The sequence below is a fragment of the Sinomonas albida genome, from assembly GCF_004919045.1.
In the GTDB taxonomy this organism is placed as follows: Bacteria; Actinomycetota; Actinomycetes; order Actinomycetales; family Micrococcaceae; genus Sinomonas; species Sinomonas albida.
Genome location: NZ_SWDW01000011.1, coordinates 54,064 through 73,904 on the forward strand (window position 1 = coordinate 54,064; position 19,841 = coordinate 73,904).

The 19,841-nt window shown below is 68.6% G+C and carries 16 protein-coding genes; 6 read left to right on the plus strand and 10 right to left on the minus strand.

All coding sequences use genetic code 11. From position 1 onward, the window contains the following. Positions 1-41 precede the first annotated feature (41 nt). The 3 genes from E6A26_RS12125 to E6A26_RS12135 are packed head-to-tail and all read right to left on the minus strand — an operon-like array spanning position 42 to position 3,099. The gene (locus tag E6A26_RS12125) at positions 42-560 is read right to left on the minus strand and encodes a GNAT family N-acetyltransferase (protein ID WP_136611459.1); all 519 of its coding nucleotides are present in this window, start codon (positions 558-560) and stop codon (positions 42-44) included. Positions 561-581: 21 nt separating this feature from the next. Beyond that, a complete protein-coding gene (locus E6A26_RS12130; protein ID WP_136611460.1) occupies positions 582-2,045 on the minus strand; it encodes a sulfatase family protein in 1,464 nt (487 codons plus the stop codon). Between the two features lie 25 nt (positions 2,046-2,070). Beyond that, a complete protein-coding gene (locus E6A26_RS12135; protein WP_136611461.1) occupies positions 2,071-3,099 on the minus strand; it encodes an SDR family oxidoreductase in 1,029 nt (342 codons plus the stop codon). Between the two features lie 107 nt (positions 3,100-3,206). Between E6A26_RS12135 and E6A26_RS12140 the strand changes: the two genes are divergently transcribed. After that, entirely contained in the window at positions 3,207-4,115 is a 909-nt protein-coding gene (locus tag E6A26_RS12140) for an SDR family oxidoreductase (RefSeq protein WP_136611462.1), read from the plus strand. A gap of 1 nt (position 4,116) precedes the next feature. Here E6A26_RS12140 and hrpB read toward each other — a convergent pair whose 3' ends face one another. The 7 genes from hrpB to E6A26_RS12175 all read right to left on the minus strand — a co-directional run bounded on the left by hrpB (position 4,117) and on the right by E6A26_RS12175 (position 12,356). Continuing rightward, positions 4,117-6,777, minus strand: coding sequence for an ATP-dependent helicase HrpB (hrpB, locus tag E6A26_RS12145; RefSeq protein WP_234865410.1), 2,661 nt, complete (start codon positions 6,775-6,777; stop codon positions 4,117-4,119). An 11-nt stretch (positions 6,778-6,788) separates the two neighbouring features. Further along, positions 6,789-7,082 (minus strand): YciI family protein, encoded by a 294-nt coding sequence (locus tag E6A26_RS12150; protein WP_136611464.1) that lies wholly within the window; start codon positions 7,080-7,082, stop codon positions 6,789-6,791. Continuing rightward, positions 7,028-8,524, minus strand: coding sequence for a glycosyltransferase family 87 protein (locus E6A26_RS12155; RefSeq protein WP_136611465.1), 1,497 nt, complete (start codon positions 8,522-8,524; stop codon positions 7,028-7,030). Before E6A26_RS12155 ends, E6A26_RS12150 begins: the two co-directional genes overlap by 55 nt. 82 nt (positions 8,525-8,606) lie before the next feature. After that, on the minus strand, positions 8,607-9,449 hold the full coding sequence (locus E6A26_RS12160) for a trypsin-like serine protease (RefSeq protein WP_136611466.1): 843 nt from the start codon (positions 9,447-9,449) through the stop codon (positions 8,607-8,609). A gap of 72 nt (positions 9,450-9,521) precedes the next feature. Beyond that, complete coding sequence (locus E6A26_RS12165; RefSeq protein WP_136611467.1) at positions 9,522-9,746, minus strand: hypothetical protein; 225 nt, start codon at positions 9,744-9,746, stop codon at positions 9,522-9,524. A 520-nt stretch (positions 9,747-10,266) separates the two neighbouring features. Then, positions 10,267-10,848, minus strand: coding sequence for a histidine phosphatase family protein (locus tag E6A26_RS12170; protein WP_136611468.1), 582 nt, complete (start codon positions 10,846-10,848; stop codon positions 10,267-10,269). Beyond that, entirely contained in the window at positions 10,845-12,356 is a 1,512-nt protein-coding gene (locus tag E6A26_RS12175) for a CCA tRNA nucleotidyltransferase (RefSeq protein WP_136611469.1), read from the minus strand. The genes E6A26_RS12170 and E6A26_RS12175 overlap by 4 nt, the downstream gene beginning before the upstream one ends. Positions 12,357-12,495: 139 nt before the next feature. Between E6A26_RS12175 and E6A26_RS12180 the strand changes: the two genes are divergently transcribed. The 5 genes from E6A26_RS12180 (at position 12,496) to trxA (ending at position 18,262) form a co-directional block, all read left to right on the plus strand. Continuing rightward, the gene (locus E6A26_RS12180; RefSeq protein ID WP_136611542.1) at positions 12,496-13,002 is read left to right on the plus strand and encodes an NUDIX hydrolase; all 507 of its coding nucleotides are present in this window, start codon (positions 12,496-12,498) and stop codon (positions 13,000-13,002) included. Positions 13,003-13,012: 10 nt separating this feature from the next. After that, on the plus strand, positions 13,013-14,968 hold the full coding sequence (murJ, locus tag E6A26_RS12185; protein WP_136611470.1) for a murein biosynthesis integral membrane protein MurJ: 1,956 nt from the start codon (positions 13,013-13,015) through the stop codon (positions 14,966-14,968). Between the two features lie 120 nt (positions 14,969-15,088). Beyond that, a complete protein-coding gene (locus E6A26_RS12190; protein ID WP_136611471.1) occupies positions 15,089-16,612 on the plus strand; it encodes a discoidin domain-containing protein in 1,524 nt (507 codons plus the stop codon). A 309-nt stretch (positions 16,613-16,921) separates the two neighbouring features. Then, positions 16,922-17,902, plus strand: coding sequence for a thioredoxin-disulfide reductase (gene trxB, locus E6A26_RS12195; protein WP_136611472.1), 981 nt, complete (start codon positions 16,922-16,924; stop codon positions 17,900-17,902). Between the two features lie 30 nt (positions 17,903-17,932). Then, positions 17,933-18,262 (plus strand): thioredoxin, encoded by a 330-nt coding sequence (gene trxA / locus E6A26_RS12200; RefSeq protein ID WP_136611473.1) that lies wholly within the window; start codon positions 17,933-17,935, stop codon positions 18,260-18,262. Positions 18,263-19,841: the final 1,579 nt, after the last annotated feature.

A 19,841-nucleotide genomic window follows, 5' to 3' on the forward strand; every position in this document is an offset into this window, starting at 1 on the left:
CTACGCACTCGCGCGCGCGGGCGATAAGGGGCGTCCGAAAATTATTCCGATCGATGGCCTAACCGCCGCTCAAGCAGCACTGTGTCGCGCCAGGTCCCGCCGAGCGGGCCGTGCGGCATGAGGGCGATTCGCTCGCGGCGGCCCACCTCGCGGAATCCGAACTTGCGGTGCAGCCCAAGGCTCGCCACATTCTCGGGAAAGACCGTGGCCTGGACGGTCCAGATCCCCTCGCGCTCCGCCGCGTCGAGCAGCCCGGCCATGAGCGCGCTTCCGACCCCACGCCCCGCGGCACCCGGATCGACGTACACGGAGTGCTCGACGACGCCGCGGTAGACGGCCCGCCGGGAGGCCCGGGCCGCGCTGGCCCAACCGAGAACCCCGAGTTCGTCCTCGCAGACGATCACGAAGACCTTCGAGGCCGCGAACTCCTCCCACGATTCCGGCGGTGCCGATTCGAAGGTCGCATCACCCGCTCGGATCCCGGCGGCGTAGATGTCACGGATACGGGGCCAGTCGTCGGAGGTCGCTGGGCGGCACTGAAGGCTGGGCGAGGAGCTCACTGGGCCATCGTACGGGGGCAGTCAGAGCCCCCGCTGGTCAGATCCCCAGTCCGGATGCGCGGTCTGCGGCCCCTCATACGGCCGGTCCCCGTAGAACTCCTGGAGCCTGGCCAGCTCGTCCCGCAGCTCGGCGAGCACGGAGGCGTACGCCGGGTCCGCGATGACGTTCCTCAGCTCGTGCGGATCCGTCTCCAGGTCGAACAGCTCCCACTCTTCGACGTCCCTCTCCGGAGAGGAACCCGGAACGCCCAGCCCGTCCCCGTAGTAGTGGATGAGCTTGTTGGTCCGCGTGCGGACGCCATAATGGGCCGGCACGTGATGGCTCGGGTCGCGGTGCTCCCAGTAGCGGTAGTACATCGACTCCGGCCAGTCCGCCGGCGTCTCCCCGCGCAGGATCGGGCGGAACGAGCGGCCCTGCGACGTGGGGAGGGCGGAGGCCGGATCAAGACCGCAGAGGTCCAGGAACGTCGCGGCGAAGTCCGCATTCGTGACGATCGCGTCCCAGCGGCTGCCCGCGGGGATCTCCGCCGGCCAGCGCAGCAGGAGCGGCATCTGGAGGGACTGCTCGAACATGAGCCGCTTGTCGAACCAGCCGTGGTCGCCGAGGAAGAACCCCTGATCCGACGAGTAGGCCACGATGGTGTCCTCGGCGAGCCCCTGCGCGTCGAGGTACTCGAGGAGGCGGCCCACGCCGTCGTCGATGGACGCGACGCACTGCAGATAGTCCCGCATGTACCGCTGGTACTTCCAGCGGGCCCTCTCGGCGGTGTGTTCGGGCCCCTCGAGCTCGGGCGGGAGGGGCTCCTTGATGTCCTCCTCGGTGAGATCGTCCGCGATGCTCATGCGCACGGACCGCACGCTTGAAGACAGAGCCGCATGGTCGTCGTCGAACGTCTCCGGTTCGGGGATCGAGCCGAGCGGGAACAGGTCCCGGTGGCGCTCGTCCGGGATCCATGGCCGGTGCGGCGCCTTGTGGTGCACCATGAGCGCGAACGGGCGCTCGGGGTCCCGGTTGATGAGCCAGTCGAGGGCCAGATCGGTCACGAGGTCTGTCGCGTAGCCGGCCAGCCGCCGCTCGCCCTCCGGCCCCACCATGACGGGGTCCACGTACTCGCCCTGGCCCGGGAAGACGAGCCACTCGTCGAAGCTCCGTGGGCGGGCTCCCGCAGACTCCCCAAGGTGCCACTTCCCGAACAGGGCGGTCGCGTAGCCGGAGTCGTGGAGAGCGTCGATGAACGTGGGCACGCGATAGTCGAACTCGGCGAAGATGCCGGGCACGCCGTTGACGTGGCTGTAGGTCCCGGTGAGGATGGTGGCGCGCGAGGGGCTGCAGATCGAGTTCGTGCAGAACACAGACCCCAGGAGAGCCCCCTCCCGGCCGATCCGGTCGATCGCCGGCGTCGAGTTCAGCCGGCTCCCGTAGGCCGAGATGGCGTGCGCGGCGTGATCGTCGGAGAGCACGAAAAGCAGATTCGGGCGGTTCATGGTGAGCTCCTCGTCGAGCGGGCGGTCAGGGACGGACGATCGCCTGTCCCAGGAGGCTCTCCGCGCAGGCGACGGCGGCTTCCTCGTTCGAGCGCGGCTCCCACCGAAGGACTCTGCGCGCCTTCTCATTGCTGGCCGCACGGATGATGTTGAGCTGCGGCGAGATCTCCCGGACCGGAGGGACGACGACGCCGAGCGCCTTGAACACCCACGCGGGCGCCGTGCGGGTGGTCACCTTCGAGGCCCGCGCCCCGAGGGCCGACCGGAGTGCGAGCGCGATCTCGTGGAACGAGATCGGATCCCCCGCGACCGCGATGAAGCGCTGGCGGGCCGCGCCCGGGTCCGTCATGGCCCGGAGGTGGAGGTCCGCGACGTCCCGCACGTCCACGACGTTCATCCACATCGGCGGGGCCGCCGGGAGCTGCCCGCTCAGCAGCGTCGAGATGATCCGGATCGAGCTCGAGAGGTCCGGGCCGAGCACCGGCCCGAGGATCCCCACCGGGTTGACGACGGCGAGCTCGAGCCCACCGCCCTCGCGCTCGACGAAGTCCCACGCGGCCCGCTCCGCGATCGTCTTCGACTTCACGTAGGGCGTGATGCCCGGCGCGGTCGGATCTGTCCAGTCGGTCTCGTCGAAGACGTGCTGGCCGTCCGGGTGTCCGTAGCCGACGGCGGCGAACGAGGACGTGAGGACCACGCGCCGCACGCCGGCCATCCGCGCCGCACGGAGCACGCGCAGCGCGCCGTCGCGGGCTGGGACGATGAGCTCGTCGGGGTCCTTCGGCTGGCGGGTCGGGAAGGGTGAGGCGACGTGCAGAACGTAATCCGCGCCGTCGACCGCCTCCGCCCACCCGGCGTCGGAGGTCAGATCCGCCTGAACGAAGGCGACCGAGTCGCTGCGCGGCGCCCCGGCAGCGGCGAGCATGCGGGCCACGTCGGGCTGCCGCGCCGACGAACGGAGCGTGGTCCTCACCGCGTGGCCGGCCTCGAGGGCCTGGGCGATCGTGTTGGCGCCGACAAAGCCTGTGCCGCCGGTCACAAGTACGGTAGCCATGGGTCCATTGTGCGGCGCAAGCTTGAGAGTGTCCCAGCCACCCTTGCCCGTCCGGCGGATGGGAGGCGGGGTGCCGTTCAAGAAGTTCTTCGACGCAAGGAGGAGACATGAACAACGGACCGGTCCTGGTGGTCGGCGGAACGGGGTGGCTCGGCGGCCAGGTCGTGGGCGCGCTCTCGTCCCGCGGCAAGGGCGTGCGCGCCCTCGTGCGGCCGGCGTCCGACGCCTCCGGACTGGAGGCGAAGGGAGCGACCGTCGCGAGGGGCGACCTCATGGATCCGAAATCGCTCGACGGCGCCCTCGAGGGCGTCGACGCGGTGGTCACGACGGCAGCGGGCTACACGCGGCATAGCAAGGGAGACACCGAGGAGATCGACATCGTGGGCAACCGCAACCTCGCGGACGCCGCGGCCCGTGCCGGCGTCCGGCGCTTCGTGCTCACGAGCATCCTGACCTGCGACCTCGCGCCGGATGTCCCCCACTTCTGGCACAAGAAGCTCATGGAGGACCGGCTCGAAGAAAAGGGCGTGCCGTTCGTCGCCCTGCGGCCGGGCGCGTTCCTCGACCAGCTCGCCAGGTTCGGCGGCGACCCGTTCGACAAGGGACGCCTCTCATGGTTCGGCTCCGTCGACGTCCCGCTCACGTTCGTGCTCACGGCCGATCTCGCCGCGTTCCTCGCGGCGGCCGTCGACGTCGATACCGCGCCGGGCGCGCGCATCGACATCGGCTGGGACCGTCCGGTCAGCCTGCGCGACATCGCGGACATCGCGAGCCGGCTCCTCGGCCGGCACATCGGAGTGCGGTCGATCCCGGGCGTCGTCGTGAGCACGGCGGGCCGCCTGCTGGGCGGCGTCATGCCCATGGCACGGGACATGAGCTCGATGATGGAGTGGTTCGCCACCGGACGCTACGTGGCCGACACGACGCGCCAGCGCGAGGTGTTCGGCACCGTGCCAAGCGCGGAAGACGCGATCGCGCGCTACCTCACGGCGCTGGGGCACCCCGTCCAGGCGTGACCTATCGCCCCTCAAGCCGTCGCTTCGTCTGTGCCGTCGCGACAGCCGTCCAAGGGTCCTCGGGCCAGGGGTGCTTGGGGTAGCGTCCGCGCATCTCGGCCCGCACCTGCGCGTACGGACCCGACCAGAAGGACGCAAGATCGTCGGTGACCGCGAGCGGCCGCCCGGCCGGCGAAAGCAGATGGAACAGGACGGGCACGCGCCCGTCCACGAGACGGGGCGTCTCCGCCCAGCCGAAGCACTCCTGAAGCTTGACCGCGACAACCGGCCGCCCGCCGTCGTCCGTTGCCCCGTCCTCCACGGGCGGGTAGTCGATCCGCATGTGATTGCCGCTCGGCACCGCGAGCCGTTCCGGAACGAGCGCCCCGAGCCGCGACGCCTCCGGCCACGGCAGGAGGCGCCGCAGCGGCTCCAGCAGATCGATGCCGCGCACGGACGCGCCGCCTGCCAGGGCCTCGAGCTCGGGGCCGAGCCATTCGCCGAGGCGCGCCACGAGCCCAGCATCGGAGACGTCCGGCCACGGCTCGCTGAGCTCTCGGCGCACGAGCGCGAGGCGGCGCCGCAGCGCGTCCGCCTGAGGCGACCAGCCGATCAGACCCAAGCCGTCCGCCGCGAGGGCGCGGGTGACGGCGACCCGCCCCTCCGCGGGAGTGGGTCGCACGGGCGTCGACGCGAGGACGATCGCCCCGAGCCGGCGCTCGCGCCGCGCTGAGACGCGGCCGTCCGTGAAGCTCGCGTCGACCTCGTCGACCAGGAGATGGCTCGCCGCGAACTCCGCCGCGGCTTGGCTCATCGGCGCGGCCGCGCGGATCACGGCACCCGTGCCCGCGGCTTCGCGCCCCTGCGACCGGGCCGCGTCGGCGACCGCGAGCCACTCGTGACCGGCGAGCGGGCTCCTGGCGGGGAGTGCCGCACGGGTTCCCGAGGCGAGCAGGTAGCGCTCGTCGGGTCCAGGGACCCGCCGCGCCACGAAGGAGGGGAACGCGAGGGCGACGACGAAGCCAGCCCGCTCGGCGTCGTCCGCGAACGCCGGCGGCGGCGGGTCCGTCGCTGGACGAGCCGAAGCCGGTCGCTGCTGCCGGGCCTCCCGCGCGAGCCGCTCGAAGCGTGCGGCCTCGTCCGCCCAGGCGCGCGCGGCAGGATCCCGCCCGCTGCGCACCGAGGCCAGGAGCCTCCCGAGGTCGGCGCCGGGGGCGCGCGCCTCGCGGGCCACGAGCGCCACGACTTCAGCGGCGCGGCGGTCTCCCACGACTTGCGCGCCCTCGAGCAGTGCCCGTCCGAGGCGCGGGTGGGCCGGTATTCGCGCGAGGGTTCGGCCGAGCCCGCTCGCGAGCCCCTCGCTGTCGACGGCCCCGAGCGCCTCGAGCGTCGCCACGGCATCGGCGAGGGCGGCCGACGGCGGCGCGTCCGGAAGCGCGAGGCCGCGCCCTCCCGGTGCGCCCCAGCAGGCAAGAAGCAACGCGGCCTCCGTGAGGTCGGCCGTCACGATCTCCGGCGTGGCGTGCGCCGGCGCGGCGGCATAGGCACGCTCGTCGTAGCACCGCACCACACGTCCCGGCCCCTGCCGGGCCGCGCGGCCCGCGCGCTGCTCCGCGGACGCGCGCGAACACGAGACCGTCACGAGCCCCGACATCCCACGGCTCGCATCTCGCCTGGGCTCGCGGGCGAGGCCGGAGTCGATGACGAGCCGCACGCCGGGCACCGTGAGCGAGGATTCCGCGAGGTCAGTGGACACGACGAGACGCGGCCGCTCACCGGCTCCGCGCCCCGAGACCGCGCGGTCCTGGCTCGCCGGATCCGCCTGGCCATGGAGCTCGAGCACCTCGGCCGTTCCACCGAGCGCCGAGCGGAGCCGATCCGCGACGTCCCGGACCTCCCGGGCGCCCGGCACGAACACGAGCGCATCGACGTCGCAGCCGGCCGCCAGCGCGGCTCCGTGCTCGGCGGCCGCTGTGTCGGCGACGTGGTCGAGGAACGCGCGCGTCACTCCGCGCTCGTCGAGCCTCGGAGCGGACGACGGCGCCCAGGTCACCTCGAGGGCGTACTGCGCGGAGGCCGCACTCACCACGGGGGCCGGGCGGCCGCCGTCGTCGGGGAGGAGGGCGGCGAATCGCGGGGCATCGAGCGTCGCCGACATCGCCACGAGCGTCAGGTCGCCGCGCAGCTGCCGGACCTCGGCGAGCATTCCCAGCGCGAGGTCCGTCTCAAGGGCGCGCTCGTGGACTTCGTCGAGGATGACCGCCGAGGTCCCCTCGAGGGCCGCGTCCGCGAGCAGCCTGCGGAGCATGATCCCCGGCGTCACGAACTCGACGATCGTCTCGCGCCCGGCCCGACGATCGCCGCGGACCGTATAGCCGACCCTGCCACCGAGCTCGCTGCCGTCGAGCGCTGCGAGGCGTCTGGCCGCTGCCCTGGCAGCAACGCGGCGCGGTTGGGTGACGACGACGCGGGACGCCGGCCCGCCGCCTTCCGCAGCCAGGCCCCTTGCGAGATTGGACACGAGAGGCGGGACGAGCGTCGTCTTGCCAGTCCCCGGAGGAGCCTGGACGACGACGGCGCCCGCCCCGCCTGCGTGCTCGATGGCCGCCTCCAGCTCAGGAATCGCCTGGGCGAAAGGGAGCCCGGCCCCGATCTCGCTCAGGCCGAAGAGGCGGCCCGGCACGCGTGGCTCGCTCAGAGGCAGGCGTTGATCTGGAGCGTGCCCCCGCGGGCAATGAACGGATGCGTGGCGAGGATCTCGCGGACAGCCTCGACGGAGTCAGCCTCGATAATCGAGTAGCCGGAGAAGTCGGTCACCGGAGCCGGTTCACCCTCCGAGACCTGGCCCACGAAGTTGACAGGCGCTCCGGGTTCCGGGACAGAGTCCCGCACCGACTCCAGCCACGCGCCGAACGCCGCGCGGCCGGCCTCCATCATCTCTGGTGTGGGGTGGTCCATTCCGCTGTAGGTGACGAGGTACTTGGCCATGAAGGGGTGTCCTTTCGAAGGCGGCTTGGGTTGAGGGTGAACGCATCCGGTGCGCCGTCGAACGCGCCACCTTGAGGGTCGTCCTGGTGGCTTCGGCGCACGGGATCGCCGGACGAATCGTATATGTCCGAAATGACATGCACGCAGAGGTACGTCAGGACGGCCATATGGAGGAGGACTGCGAACGCGTAGTAGGGCGAGTCGATGTTGTTCTGAACAGGCCCGTTGCTCGTGCTCCATCCGATGTACATCCAGACAGCGACCCAGTGTAGCGACTCGGCAGCCATCCAGATCAGGAAGTCCCGCCAGCGCGGCCGCGCGAGCGCGAAGAGCGGAATCAGCCACACGACGTACTGGGGCGAGTAGACCTTGCCCGTGAGCACGAACGCGGCCACGACCAGGAACGCGAGCTGGGCGACGCGCGGGCGGCGCGGGGCGTGCAGCGCCATGACCGCGATCGCGAGGCAGCACAGCCCGAATGCCACGATGAACAGGGCGTTGGCCGCCGGCGCGGAAATCTTCCCGAACTGGAGCCGATCGGCCACGAGGTTCCACGCGTAGTAGGCGGAGGAGAAGCCCGGGTCCCGATTGGCCGAATACTGGAAGAAGAACGCCCAGCCTCGCGGGTCGCTCACCATCGCCGGGAGGTTGACGGCGGCCCACGCCGCGAGGGCCGCGCCGACGGTCGCCACCGTCTGGCGCCAGCGCCCCGTCCGCAGCGCGAGCACGACGAACACGCCGAGCACGAGCGCGGGGTAGAACTTGGTCGCCGCGCCCAGGCCGATCGCGACGCCCGCCAGAACGGGCCGGTTCCGTGCGAAGGCAAGCAGCCCGAGCGAAAGGAGCGCGACGGCCCAGAGGTCCCAGTTGATGAAGCCCGAGAGGATCACCCCGGGCGCGATGGCCACGAGGGCGGCGTCCCACGGACGGCGGCGGTTGGCGCGGGCAGTCGCGATGACCGCGACCATCCACATGATCGCGACCAGGACCGCATTGAGGTCGAAGTACTCGGTGGCCCGCGCCTCAGTCGCGCCCGTGCCCGGAATCACGAGGGCGGTGAGGCCCGCGATGAGCGACGTGAGGACGGGGTACTCGAAAAGCGTCCCGTGGGAGAACAGCGGGAGGACGCCATCGGCGAGGCCCCGCTCCTTGAACAGCGTCGGGAAGTCGGAGTAGCACGTCGCGTAGAACTCGCTCGGCGAGGTCCAGCCGTTCACCCTGCAGTAGCCCTTGATGAGCACCCCGGCGATCGCCGCCACGACGGTCAGGATCAGGAGAATGAGCTCGGGCCTCCAGAAGACCCCCCGCACGGAGCCAGGCGCGGCATGCGAGCCGAGCGGGCCGCCCAGCCCCTCGCTGAGCGTGTGCACGAGGGGATCGTTGCGGCTCGGCGAGATGACAGCGCGCGGCCCGCGCCCGCCGTCGTCCGCGGTGGGTTCCATGGCTCAGAGCATACCGGCCGGCCCCTCACGCCTGAGGGTGCCGCCCGCCGTCTGGCGGAAGCGGCACCCCTCAGCCCGTCAGCTAGGAAACGACGCCGAACCCTGCCAGCCACGACTGGACCGGCGCGAGGTCGACGCGCTGGAGGCCGTCGAGCGCGAGGCAGTTGGAGCGGCCGAAGCTCGTGAGCGCCACGATCGTGTCGCCGAGGAACGCGGGTCCGCCGGAATCACCGGAGCAGATCCCGCCCGTGCCCGCGCCCGGGTTCACGTTGGCGTGGGTGGTCAGGATCTGCGGGCCAACCTGCTGCGCGCGCAAGTCCACCGAGCGGCGGATGAGCGGGTACGTGACAGGGACTCGGCGCTGCGGGCCGGTGGCCGGCTTCGCGAGCTCCGTTCCGTAGCCCACCGCCGTGACGCGGGTCTTGGGAACGTCGCCTGGCGCGAGCGCGTCGAGCGTCCCGGCGGCAGCCAGCGAGTAGGTGGGCAGCGAGACCGGCGAATCGAGGACGATCACGCCGACGTCGTTCCAGTTGTTCTCATCGGTGAAGTGGGAGAAGTCGGGGTCCGTGTGCGCGGTGCCCGAGATCTTCCCCGCCAGATCCGCCGACGTGTAGCCCACGCTCGGGTTGGCCGCTGCCGGGAAGCCCGACGGCGGCCGCTCGGCGATCGTGGAATCGAACGAAACAAGCGTCTTTCCGAGCGCACCGTCTGTGCAGTGAGCGGCGGTCAGAAGAACGGTCGGAGAGACGAGTGCGCCCGAGCAGCGGAATCGACCCTGGGGTGTGTAGTACACGATGATCGCCACGCCCGCATGGGTGCTGCCATCGGGCTCACCGCCCGTGCTCGCCTGGGCTGGCGCTGCCGAGAGCGCCAGCCCGAAGGCGGCGGCGAGAGCCGCAACGGCGGCTACGATTTTCCTGCGCATGAATCCCTTCCTGGTGCACCGCGCGTGCACACGGAGTCGATTCTTCACGAGACCCGCGGCGCAGACCAGCATTTACCGCATGGGATTGGTCAGGTCGACTTCGCGCCGGACGGCTTCGCGGTGCGCCTCAATGCGCTCGGCGTCGACATCGGTGGCGAAGGCGCGCAGGACCCGCTGGATCACGGTACTCACCTCCTGCGGTTCGGAATCGACGGACGACGGCGCGTGGCCGGCTTCGGATAGGGGCGTTTCGCCGCTTAGTTCGAGTAGGGGCGACGACTGGCTCAATGAGGACACGAGTGCTCCTGAGGGCGTGACAAATTGCCGCGCGAGAGGGCGCGGTGAATGAGGGAATGCGAAATGCGAGATTTCCGGCGCGTTGATCAGCTCACGGCGCACCGAATGCGTGCACACAAAAGCCTAAAAGGCATCGGGAATGCCGGAATGCAAAAAGTGTGATTCCGGAAAGCGGGAGCACTCGAGTCCGCTCGCACGCGAAGGCGCGGGGACGCTCGGGCTACCCGAATGGATGAGGCGTGAGACCGTCGACCGCCAACCCGTCAAGCCGGGTCAGCAAGCCGCAGAATGCCTACGCGCGCACGGCGCTAAACATCGGCAGCAGGCCGCGGACTCCGCGCGCCGTGGTGGCAATCCAACCGCGGTACAGAACCTGGGTGATCATCGTGGGTCCAACCTCCTCTGCTGCCAAATGAACTTCTGGGGCCGCTTCGAGGGGACTCCTCGGGGCACAAAAATAAAGTTAGCCCACCCGACGGAGAAAAGGCAAGCGGTGAGAAGGAATTTCCTGAATTTTGTCTCAGAGGCCCCAAGCCTCGACGGCCGGGGTCTTCTTGTCCCAGCCGAGGCGGCACACTTTTGCGGTGCCGAGAATGAAATGCCGTCCCTCGATCGGCGCGAGTTCAAGCCAACGCGCCGTGATGATGCGGCAGAAATGTCCGTGGGCCACCACGAGGACATGGGGAACGCCCGCGCTCAGCGCGCGCTGGACCACGCGGTCGGCACGCGCTGCAACCTGGTCGAGGGTCTCGCCGTTCGGGACCCCGTGCGTCCAGATGAGGTAATCGGGATTCTCCTTGCGGATGTCCGAAGACTTGATGCCCTCGTAGTCGCCGTAGTCCCATTCGACGGCGTCCGGCTCAAGCTGCGCCTCGGGGAAGCCAGCCAGCTCCGCCGTCCTCCGGGCGCGCTGGAGCGGCGACGTGAGCACGAGCCCGAAGTCGACCCCGTCGAGGGCTGCCTTGGCCTGACGGGCCTGCTGCTCGCCCTCCGCGGTGAGCGGGAGGTCGGTGAGTCCGGTGTACTGTCCGCTCTTGGACCACTCGGTTTCCCCGTGCCGCAGCAGCCACAGCCTCGGCAGTCCGAATTCCTCCGCGCTCATTGGCCATCTCCCGTTTCTGCCGATGCCTGTGTGTCTGCGCCTGCGCCGTCGTCGTACTCGGGCTGCGCCGCCCACCATTCAAGCAGCTTCGCGCGCGCCGCATCCTCTGTGACCGGCCCGTGCTCCATGCGCTCGTCGAGCAGGAACTTGTACGCACGGCCCACAAGAGGGCTCGGCCCGATGCCGAGGGCGGCCATGATCTGCTGTCCGTCGAGGTCCGGGCGGATGGCCGCGAGCTCCTCCTGCTCGGCGAGTTCGGCGATGCGGCTCTCGAGGTCGTCGTACGCGAAGGAGAGGCGCTCGGCCTTGCGCTGGTTCCGCGTTGTCACGTCGGAGCGGGTCAGGCGATGCAGGCGTTCGAGGAGGGGGCCGGCGTCGGTGACGTAGCGGCGCACGGCTGAGTCGGTCCACCCCGCGTCGCCGTATCCATAGAAGCGCATGTGCAGCTCGACGAGCCGCGCCACCGACTTGATGGTCTCGTTGTCGAACCGCAGCTCGCGCATGCGCTTCTTGACGAGCTTCGCGCCGACCACGTCATGGTGGCGGAAGCTCACGGCCCCGCCTTGTTCGAACCGGCGCGTCGCGGGCTTGCCGATGTCGTGCACGAGGGCCGCGAACCGCAGCACGAAGTCGGGTGCCGGAACGGGTCCGTCCGGGCCTGTCTCGAGGGCCACAGCCTGATCGAGCACCGTCAGGGAGTGCTGGTAGACGTCCTTGTGCCGGTGATGCTCATCAACCTCGAGGCGAAGCGCGCTCACCTCCGGGAGCATGACGTCAGCGATCCCGCTCTCCACGAGGAGGTCGACGCCGACGCGGGGCGCGGCGCCGTTGATGAGCTTGATGAGCTCGTCCCGGATCCGCTCGGACGAGACGATCGAGAGCCGCCCCGCCATCGCCGCCATGGCTTCCCTGACCTCTGGCGCCACGTCGACCTTGAGCTGGGAGGCGAAGCGGGCCGCGCGCATCATGCGGAGCGGATCGTCCGAGAACGAGTCCTCCGGGGCGCCGGGCGTGCGCAGGATGCCCGCGTGCAGATCGCGGACCCCCCCGAAGGGATCCACGAGTTCCAGGCCCGGAAGCCGCAGAGCCATCGCGTTCATGCTGAAGTCGCGCCGCTCGAGGTCTCCCTCGAGGGTGGAGCCGAACGCCACGATCGGCTTGCGCGACTCGGGATCGTAGGCCTCGGCGCGGTACGTCGTGACCTCGAGCTGGAAACCGTCCTTGCGCAGCCCGATCGTGCCGAACTCGCGGCCGATCTCCCAGTGCGCGTCCGCCCAGCCCTTGATGACGGCGAGCGTCTCATCAGGGCTCGCGTTCGTGGTGAAGTCCAGATCCGGCGAGCGGCGGCCCAGGAAGAGATCGCGCACGGGCCCGCCGACCAGAGACACCTCGAAGCCCGCATCGACGAACCGGCGACCCAGTTCGAGCACCACGGGTTCGACACTGAAGGGCACGGTCGGTGGCCCGACCACCGGCGTCTGCGGGTCCTGTTCGTTCTGTTCTGCCATAGTGCTTAAAGCTTGGCAGATCCGCGGCGCAGCCCGAGCACCCCTGACGAGCGCCAACCATTGCGAGAGCCTTCTGGTTAGAGTGGACTGCATGGTCATCCCGTTGCCGAGCGATCCTCAGAAGAGGAGGAGTGCGCCCCTGCCGTCTGCGATCGGGCCGCACGTCGCGCCGGCCGGTCAGGCCTACATTCATGCGCTTCCCACGGTGGAGGAGATCTCGGCCGGCGGCGTGATTGTGGACACATCCGATCCCAATCTGCCGGTCGCCATCATCGCGCGGCTCAACCGCGGCGGCCGGCTGGAGTGGTGCCTGCCCAAGGGACATCCGGAGGGAAAGGAATCGAACGAGAAGGCCGCGATCCGAGAGATCAGCGAGGAGACCGGGATCGACGGCCAGATCCTCGCCCCCCTCGGAAGCATCGACTACTGGTTCACGGTCACGGGTCACCGCGTCCACAAGACGGTGCACCACTATCTTCTGGAAGCCGTGGGCGGCGAGCTCACGATCGAGAACGACCCCGATCAGGAGGCCGTCGACGTCGCGTGGGTGCCCATCTCCGAACTCTCCAGACGGCTTTCGTTCCCGAACGAGCGCCGCATCGCAGATCTGGCCCGGGAAGTGCTCCCGGAGCATCTGCTGAAATGACGGCTTCCTGATGGCCGCGAAGGCCGGAGGGGCGTCGGAGGCCAGGTCGAGTGCCATCATGGCAGTCGGCACCCTGCTCTCCCGCGTGCTCGGCTTCCTGCGCCAGCTGCTCCTTGTCTATGCGCTGGGCCTCGGCTCAACCGTGACTGACACGTTCGTCAACGCGAACAACCTGCCGAACCTGATCTTCCTGCTCGTCGCGGGCGGCGTGTTCAACACGGTGCTCGTGCCGCAGATCATCAAGGCGAGCGGGGCGCCGGACCGGGGGGCGGACTACATCAGCCGGCTCCTCACGCTCGGTGTCATCGTCACGTTCGGCCTCACCGCCATCGTGACCATCGCCGCGCCGATCGTCATGCAGCTCACCACGTCCGGGTACAGCGGGAACCAGCTCGCCCTCGCCACGGTCTTCGCGTACTGGTGCCTGCCACAGATCTTCTTCTACGGCCTGTACGCGCTGCTGACGCAGGTGCTCAACGCGCACGGTGCCTTCGGCCCCGCCATGTGGGCGCCGCTCGTGAACAACATCGTGGCCATCGCCGGCCTCGGAATGTTCATCTGGGTCTTCGGGACGAACAACACGCACCAGCACACCCTCGACAACTGGGGCACGCCGCAGACGCTGCTCGTCGCGGGCGCCTCCACGGTGGGCGTCGTGATCCAGACCGCCATGCTCTTCGTGCCAGTAGGGCGTCTCGGGCTCGGGCTGCGGCCCAAGTTCGGCTGGCGGGGCGTGGGGCTCGGCGCCGCCGCGCGCATCGGGGCGTGGACGCTCGCCACCACCGCCGTCGGTCAGCTCACGTTCCTCTACCTCATGAAGGTCGCGTCGATGCCGGGTGCCGTGCGCGAACATCTGCGCGAGGCGAACCCGGACGATCCCGCGTGGAAGTTCATTCCCGGCAATACCGTGCTCGAAATGGCGAGCCAGCTGTACCTCCTGCCGCACTCGATCATCGCGCTCTCGCTCGCCACCGTCCTCTTCAACCGCATGACCCAGGCCTCCCAAGCGGGCGATCGCCATGGCGTCCGGATAGCGCTTTCCCGCGGACTGAGGACGATGGCGGTCGCGACCGTGTTCAGCGCCCTGGCCCTCTTCGCCCTCGCCGCACCGCTCGGCATGTTCTTCTCGGGCGGACGCCCGTCGGACGGCGTCATGCTCGCCCAGACCATCAGCATCCTCGCGCTCAGCACGCCATTCCTGAGCGCAAACTTCATGATGTCCCGCGTGTTCTATTCGTTCGAGGACGCGAAGACGCCGTTCAAGATCCAGGTGTGGCTCGGACTGCTCAACGTGGTCGGGGCCACCGTGATCCAGTTCCTCCCCGCGCGGTACATCATCTTCTCCATCGCCATTCTGTACACGGTGGGGAACGTCCTCTCGGTCGTGCTGAGCGGTTCCTACCTGCGGCGCCGCATCGGCCATCTCGACGGCATCACCGTGGCACGCTCCTACATCCGCATGGGCTACGCGGCACTCGGTTCGGCGATCGCAGGCGGCCTCGCCGTATGGCTCATGGGTGGGCTGTCGCCGACCGGGTTCATCTGGAGTTCGAGCCTCGCCGCGCTCGTCGGGATCGTCGTCATCGGCATCCCGATGCTCCTCGTCTACCTCGTCCTTCTCCGTATCTTCGGCGTGAGCGAGCTCCGCGATCTGCTGCGCCCCATCATGGGGCGCCTCGGGGCGCGTGGGGAGCCCGCGCCGTCGTCCGCTGCCGGGGCGACGCACGACGCCGGGGCTGCCGCCAGCGCCGGAGGCCAACCCACCGAAGTCCTCGAGCCCTACGCGCTCCGCGAAATCTCGTCGACGATTTCGGACGACACCGGGATCATCCCGCGCATCTCCGGCCAGTTCGATCCGAACCTCTACCGCGCGCGTCCCGCCACCGCTCCGGGGCCGGGCAAGCTCCCCGGTCGGCGGACGTATCAGGGACCTCCGGGTCGGAATCCCCACTTCCGCGACGCGTGACGCGGCGCCCGCCAGATCAGCCCGACAAGGGTCGCGCGGCCGCCTTCCGCTAGGATCAATTCTTAGCAAAGGGCCCGGCATGTCCGGGCTGGCCGGGGCAGACTTTCCAAGGAGGTACCCGTGTCCCAGTCCATCGACGTCGGCACCGTGCTGGGCGGGCGGTACAAAGTCACGTCATCGATCGTCGAATCGCATGACGGCGATCTGGTCCTCGACGGTGTCGACCAGATCCTGAACCGCCCCGTCAGTATCCTCGTCTCCGCCCCCAACAACTCTGAGCAGCTCGCCCAGAGCGCTCGCGAAGTCGCAACGGGCGAACGGCCCATCGGCATCCAGGTCCTCGATCTGGGCGTGAGCCACGGGGCGACCTATCTCATCACCAACCACGCGGCCGCCGCGGACCTCCTCGACCTCATCGTCGCGCAGGACGCGCCTTACGTCGAGCCGTTCTTCACCGACACGCTCGGCAGCGAGATCTTCGGCGAGGCGCGCTCGCGCGAGCCCGAGACCTATAACGGGCTCTACGAGCACGACAGCAACGAGTACATCCACTACGAGCCCGGCGAAGAGGGGCAGCCGGGTGCTCAACCCGCGCAGCCCTCGCCCCACGGGGGCGCGGTCCCGCCGCCTCCGTCCGCGCCGCCGCAGTCCGCCCATCGGGCGACCGCCGCGGGCATCGCGGCCGCCGCTGCCGCAGCGGCTGCGGCTGCCGGGAAGGCGCCGACTCCGCCAAAGGTCACGCCTTGGTCCGATGCTGCCAAGGCCGCCAACGCGGCTCCTGCGCAGCAGCGGCCGGCCGCCTCGCCGTCGTCCGCTCAGCCGGAGCCTTCCGCCGGGGGGCCCGCCACGGCCGCATCCCCGCGGCAGCCCGCCCCGGGCGGTCCCGCCGAAGGCCGCGGCGCGGCATTCCCGGCGGCCGCGCGCCAGACCACCTGGAACGATCCGTCCGATCGCATCTTCGACCGCGACGATGACCTCGAGGAAGACGACGAATCGACGCGGCCCAAGTCCGTGCCGTGGCTCGTCGGCGGAATCCTCGCGCTCGTCCTCATCATCGCGCTCATCTTCGCGTTCACCACGCTCGGGGGCGTGTTCCAGCCGCAGGCAGCGAGCCCGAAGGCCACCACGTCGCACTCGGACGTGCCGTCCCAATCGCAATCCGCTGGCCAGTCGCCTCCGCCGGCGCCCGTGGTCGCCCCGGTGATCGACTCCGTGACCCGCCTCCACCCCGAGGAGCTCACGTTCGCCGACCAATTCGATTCGAAGCTCGTGAACACCTACGACGGCAACCCGGCGACGTACTGGTCCGACATGGAGTTCGCCCGCGAGGACTGGGGCGGCTTCACGAAGAGCGTCTCCCTCGCGGTCAAGCTCAAGGACGTGTCCGACATCAAGTCGGTCGAGTTGGACCAGCTCGGCGGCACGGGCGGCAGCGTGAGCGTCTACACGAACGCTCAGCCTGACGTGGCCGGGGCGACGCTCGTGGGCACGAACACGTTCAACACGACCCAGCTGGTGTTCCCGCTGCCCACCGCGGTCAAGGCGCAGTACGTGATCATCCAGATCACCGCGCTCCCGCGCCTGGCCGCCCCGAAAACGCAGTACCCCTTCGGCCTGCGGCTCGCGGAGATCAAGGTGCAGTAGAACGGACGACGGCGGTTCTGCCGCTTGGTTCGAAGGGTCGCCCGGGGCTTTGGTGCCCCGGGCGATCTTTTTTTCGTGCCCTTTCGCGGCGTCCTTTCGAGGCATTGTCTGGGGCATTGTCCGGGGCATTGTCCGGTGGCTGCATCAGCAGTCCGTTCTCGCCAGCGCGGAATTCTTCATACGTCCGGCAGGCGCGCTCACCCTTGGGTACCCTTGAAAGGCGGCGCGGCGGAATACCAACGTCGGTCGACATGTTGTGAGCTGTGGACGTACGGAGTCCAGCACGTCAGAAGAAGAGGTCATTCGCCCGTGAGCACTGCCGAAAGCACCGCCACTGAAATCCGCGACGTCATCGTCGTCGGATCCGGTCCTGCCGGATACACCGCAGCCATCTACACCGCGCGAGCCAACCTCAAGCCGTTGATTTTTGCCGGTTCGGTGACTGCGGGCGGCGAGCTCATGAACACGACGGAGGTCGAGAACTTCCCCGGATTCCCCGAAGGTGTGCAGGGCCCCGAGCTGATGGACAAGCTCGAGCAGCAGGCCTCGAAGTTCGGCGCGCAGATCGAATTCGAGGATGTCGAGTCCATCGATCTCGAGGGTGAGGTGAAGCGGGTCGTCCTCGCGAATGGCGAAGAGCACTTCGCGCGCGCCGTCATCATCTCGACCGGTTCCGCCTACCGCGAGCTTGGCCTCCCCAACGAGAAGCGTCTCTCCGGACACGGCGTGAGCTGGTGCGCGACCTGTGACGGCTTCTTCTTCAAGGACCAGGACATCGCAGTGATCGGCGGTGGCGACTCGGCCATGGAGGAGGCACTCTTCCTGACCAAGTTTGCGCGCTCCGTCACGGTGGTGCACCGCCGTGATTCGCTCCGCGCCTCGAAGATCATGGCCGACCGCGCCCTCGCCCACGAGAAGATCTCCTTCGCCTGGAACAGCGGCGTCGCAGACGTCCTCGGTGACAACAAGGTCACCGGGCTGACACTGCGCAACACCATCGACGGCTCCGAGTCGCACCTCGCGGTGACGGGTGTCTTCGTGGCCATCGGCAACGATCCCCGCACCGAGCTCGTCAAGGGTGTTCTCGAGCTCAGGCCCGAGGGCACCATCGCCGTCGAAGGGCGCACTTCCCGCACCAATGTCCCAGGCGTCTTCGCCGCCGGCGATGTCGTTGACCCCACGTACCGCCAGGCCATTACCGCAGCCGGTTCCGGTTGCGTTGCGGCAATCGACGTCGAGCACTACCTCGCAGACATCGAGGCTCGTAGCCTCGCGACCCAGCAGGCCTAAAACACCTCACCACAGATCGGAAAGGCAGACATGAGCAACGCCAGAGACGTCAGCGACGCCCAGTTCACCGACGAGGTGCTTCTCTCCGAGAAGCCCGTCATTGTCGACTTCTGGGCCGAATGGTGCGGGCCGTGTCGCAAGGTCGGTCCCATCCTTGACGACATCTCCGTTGAGTACTCGGACAAGGTGGACGTCGTGAAGGTGAACGTCGACGACAACCCGAACATCGCAGCCGAGTACGGCATTACGTCGATCCCCGCCGTCTACCTCTTCGAGAAGGGCAAGGTCACGGGAACCGTGATCGGTGCCCGGCCGAAGCAGTACTTCGAGAAGGAATGGTCTGAGGTACTCGTCAAGTAGACGATCACCGTGAGAGGGGCGCAGCCGACGGCTGCGCCCCTCTTTCTGTCTTTGGGCCTTCTGTCCTTCTATCTTTCTGGCTCACGCCACTCTTTTTGGCTGACTATTCGCTCTTCCGTGCACCTTCCATGCAGGGATCGCGCGGGTCAGCGCGCCTTGCAAATTTTGCAATTCTACCGAGAACGTCGTCAGGGTGCCGTGTTCGGGCCACTTGAGGGTGACGCAGCTGCTTCGTTTCACGTGAAACGTTGATGGGCGCTTCGTTTCACGTGAAACGTTGATGGGCTTTTCGCTTGATCAGACCGTCCCCACGATGGGGCCCAGACAGGCGAACTCGGTGCTCCTCAGGGTGACCGACCCGCGCAGCTCTCCACCGAGACGCTGTCGTCTCCGGTGCTCAACCGTCTTGGTACGCCTGCTTGCCCACTGCGAGCACCGAATCCTCTGTGTAGGGCGCTGCGACCTTGAGCAGCGCGTCCAACCATCCCGAAACACTCATCCACACCACTCGAACGCCGTGCGTTTCGACCGCCAATCTCAACATCCCCCAAGCCAATGGACTAGTGGGAGGGAATTGCATGGACTTAGCGGATTTCCGTGCGGTCACCGGGCGTCCAATATCCTCCGCAGGGCAACGCTGTTCTCGCGGATCAACATCGCACGTCGTCGACGGCCTCGCGGCCTTCGATCGCCCTGACTGCGATCTCAATCGGTGCCTGAACGGCCGCATTCCGCTCGTCCCTGCCTCCCAACCCCCGATTTCGAGGGCACGCTGAAGGAACGACTTCATCTGCGTACGCCACATCGAACCACCCGCTCCCGACTGGGAACGACACCATACCTCGGTGGGCCGGTTGGGAGAACGGTCTAGCCCGGCCGCAGATAGGTCGAGATCTTCAAGCGGAGCGGCCAACGTCCACCTGTCCGGCTGAGCCGCTCGCTTTGTCCCTGAGAACTCGTTTGGTCGGGGCGAATAGACGCAGAGCAGCTTCTCATGCGCCTGACTCAGGCGGTCTGGTAGGTATTCGGTGAGTTCGCCGGACCTCTCTGCCCCCAAACCCGCGTCTGTGGCTTCGGATGATCGTGCGGGCTCAGAGGTACGCCATCAGGCGACCAAAGGGCGCGAGAGCGCAGATTCGCCGGTTCTCGCGGCCGGCGCTTGACGTCATGCAGGCGAACTCGCTCGACTCGTAGCTGGCACTCCCTCAAGCGGCGTGTGCTGCGGCGACGGTTCCCCAATCCAGTCCACGCCAGGCCGGCGCCAAAGTCAGATCCACGCCAAGCCGGGGCGTCGACGCATGTCACGAGCAGCCGAGGGCTCAGCCCAGCAGATCCCCTGTTTCACGCGAAACAGACTCCCGCCTTCCTCCCAACATCTGAACGCTCGTCGGCTCCACATCGCGGCGGCCCCATCTCGACGATTGCGACGCCCTGTTTCACGTGAAACATGGCGACGCTCCATGACAGCTCTTTTGGTCCCTTGAGCCGATCTGTCAGGCGAGGTTCAAAAGTTTGGGGGTGGACGTTCAAAACGCTCGAGCGATGAGATCCCCCGGTCTGTCTACGGCCCAGCGGAGGG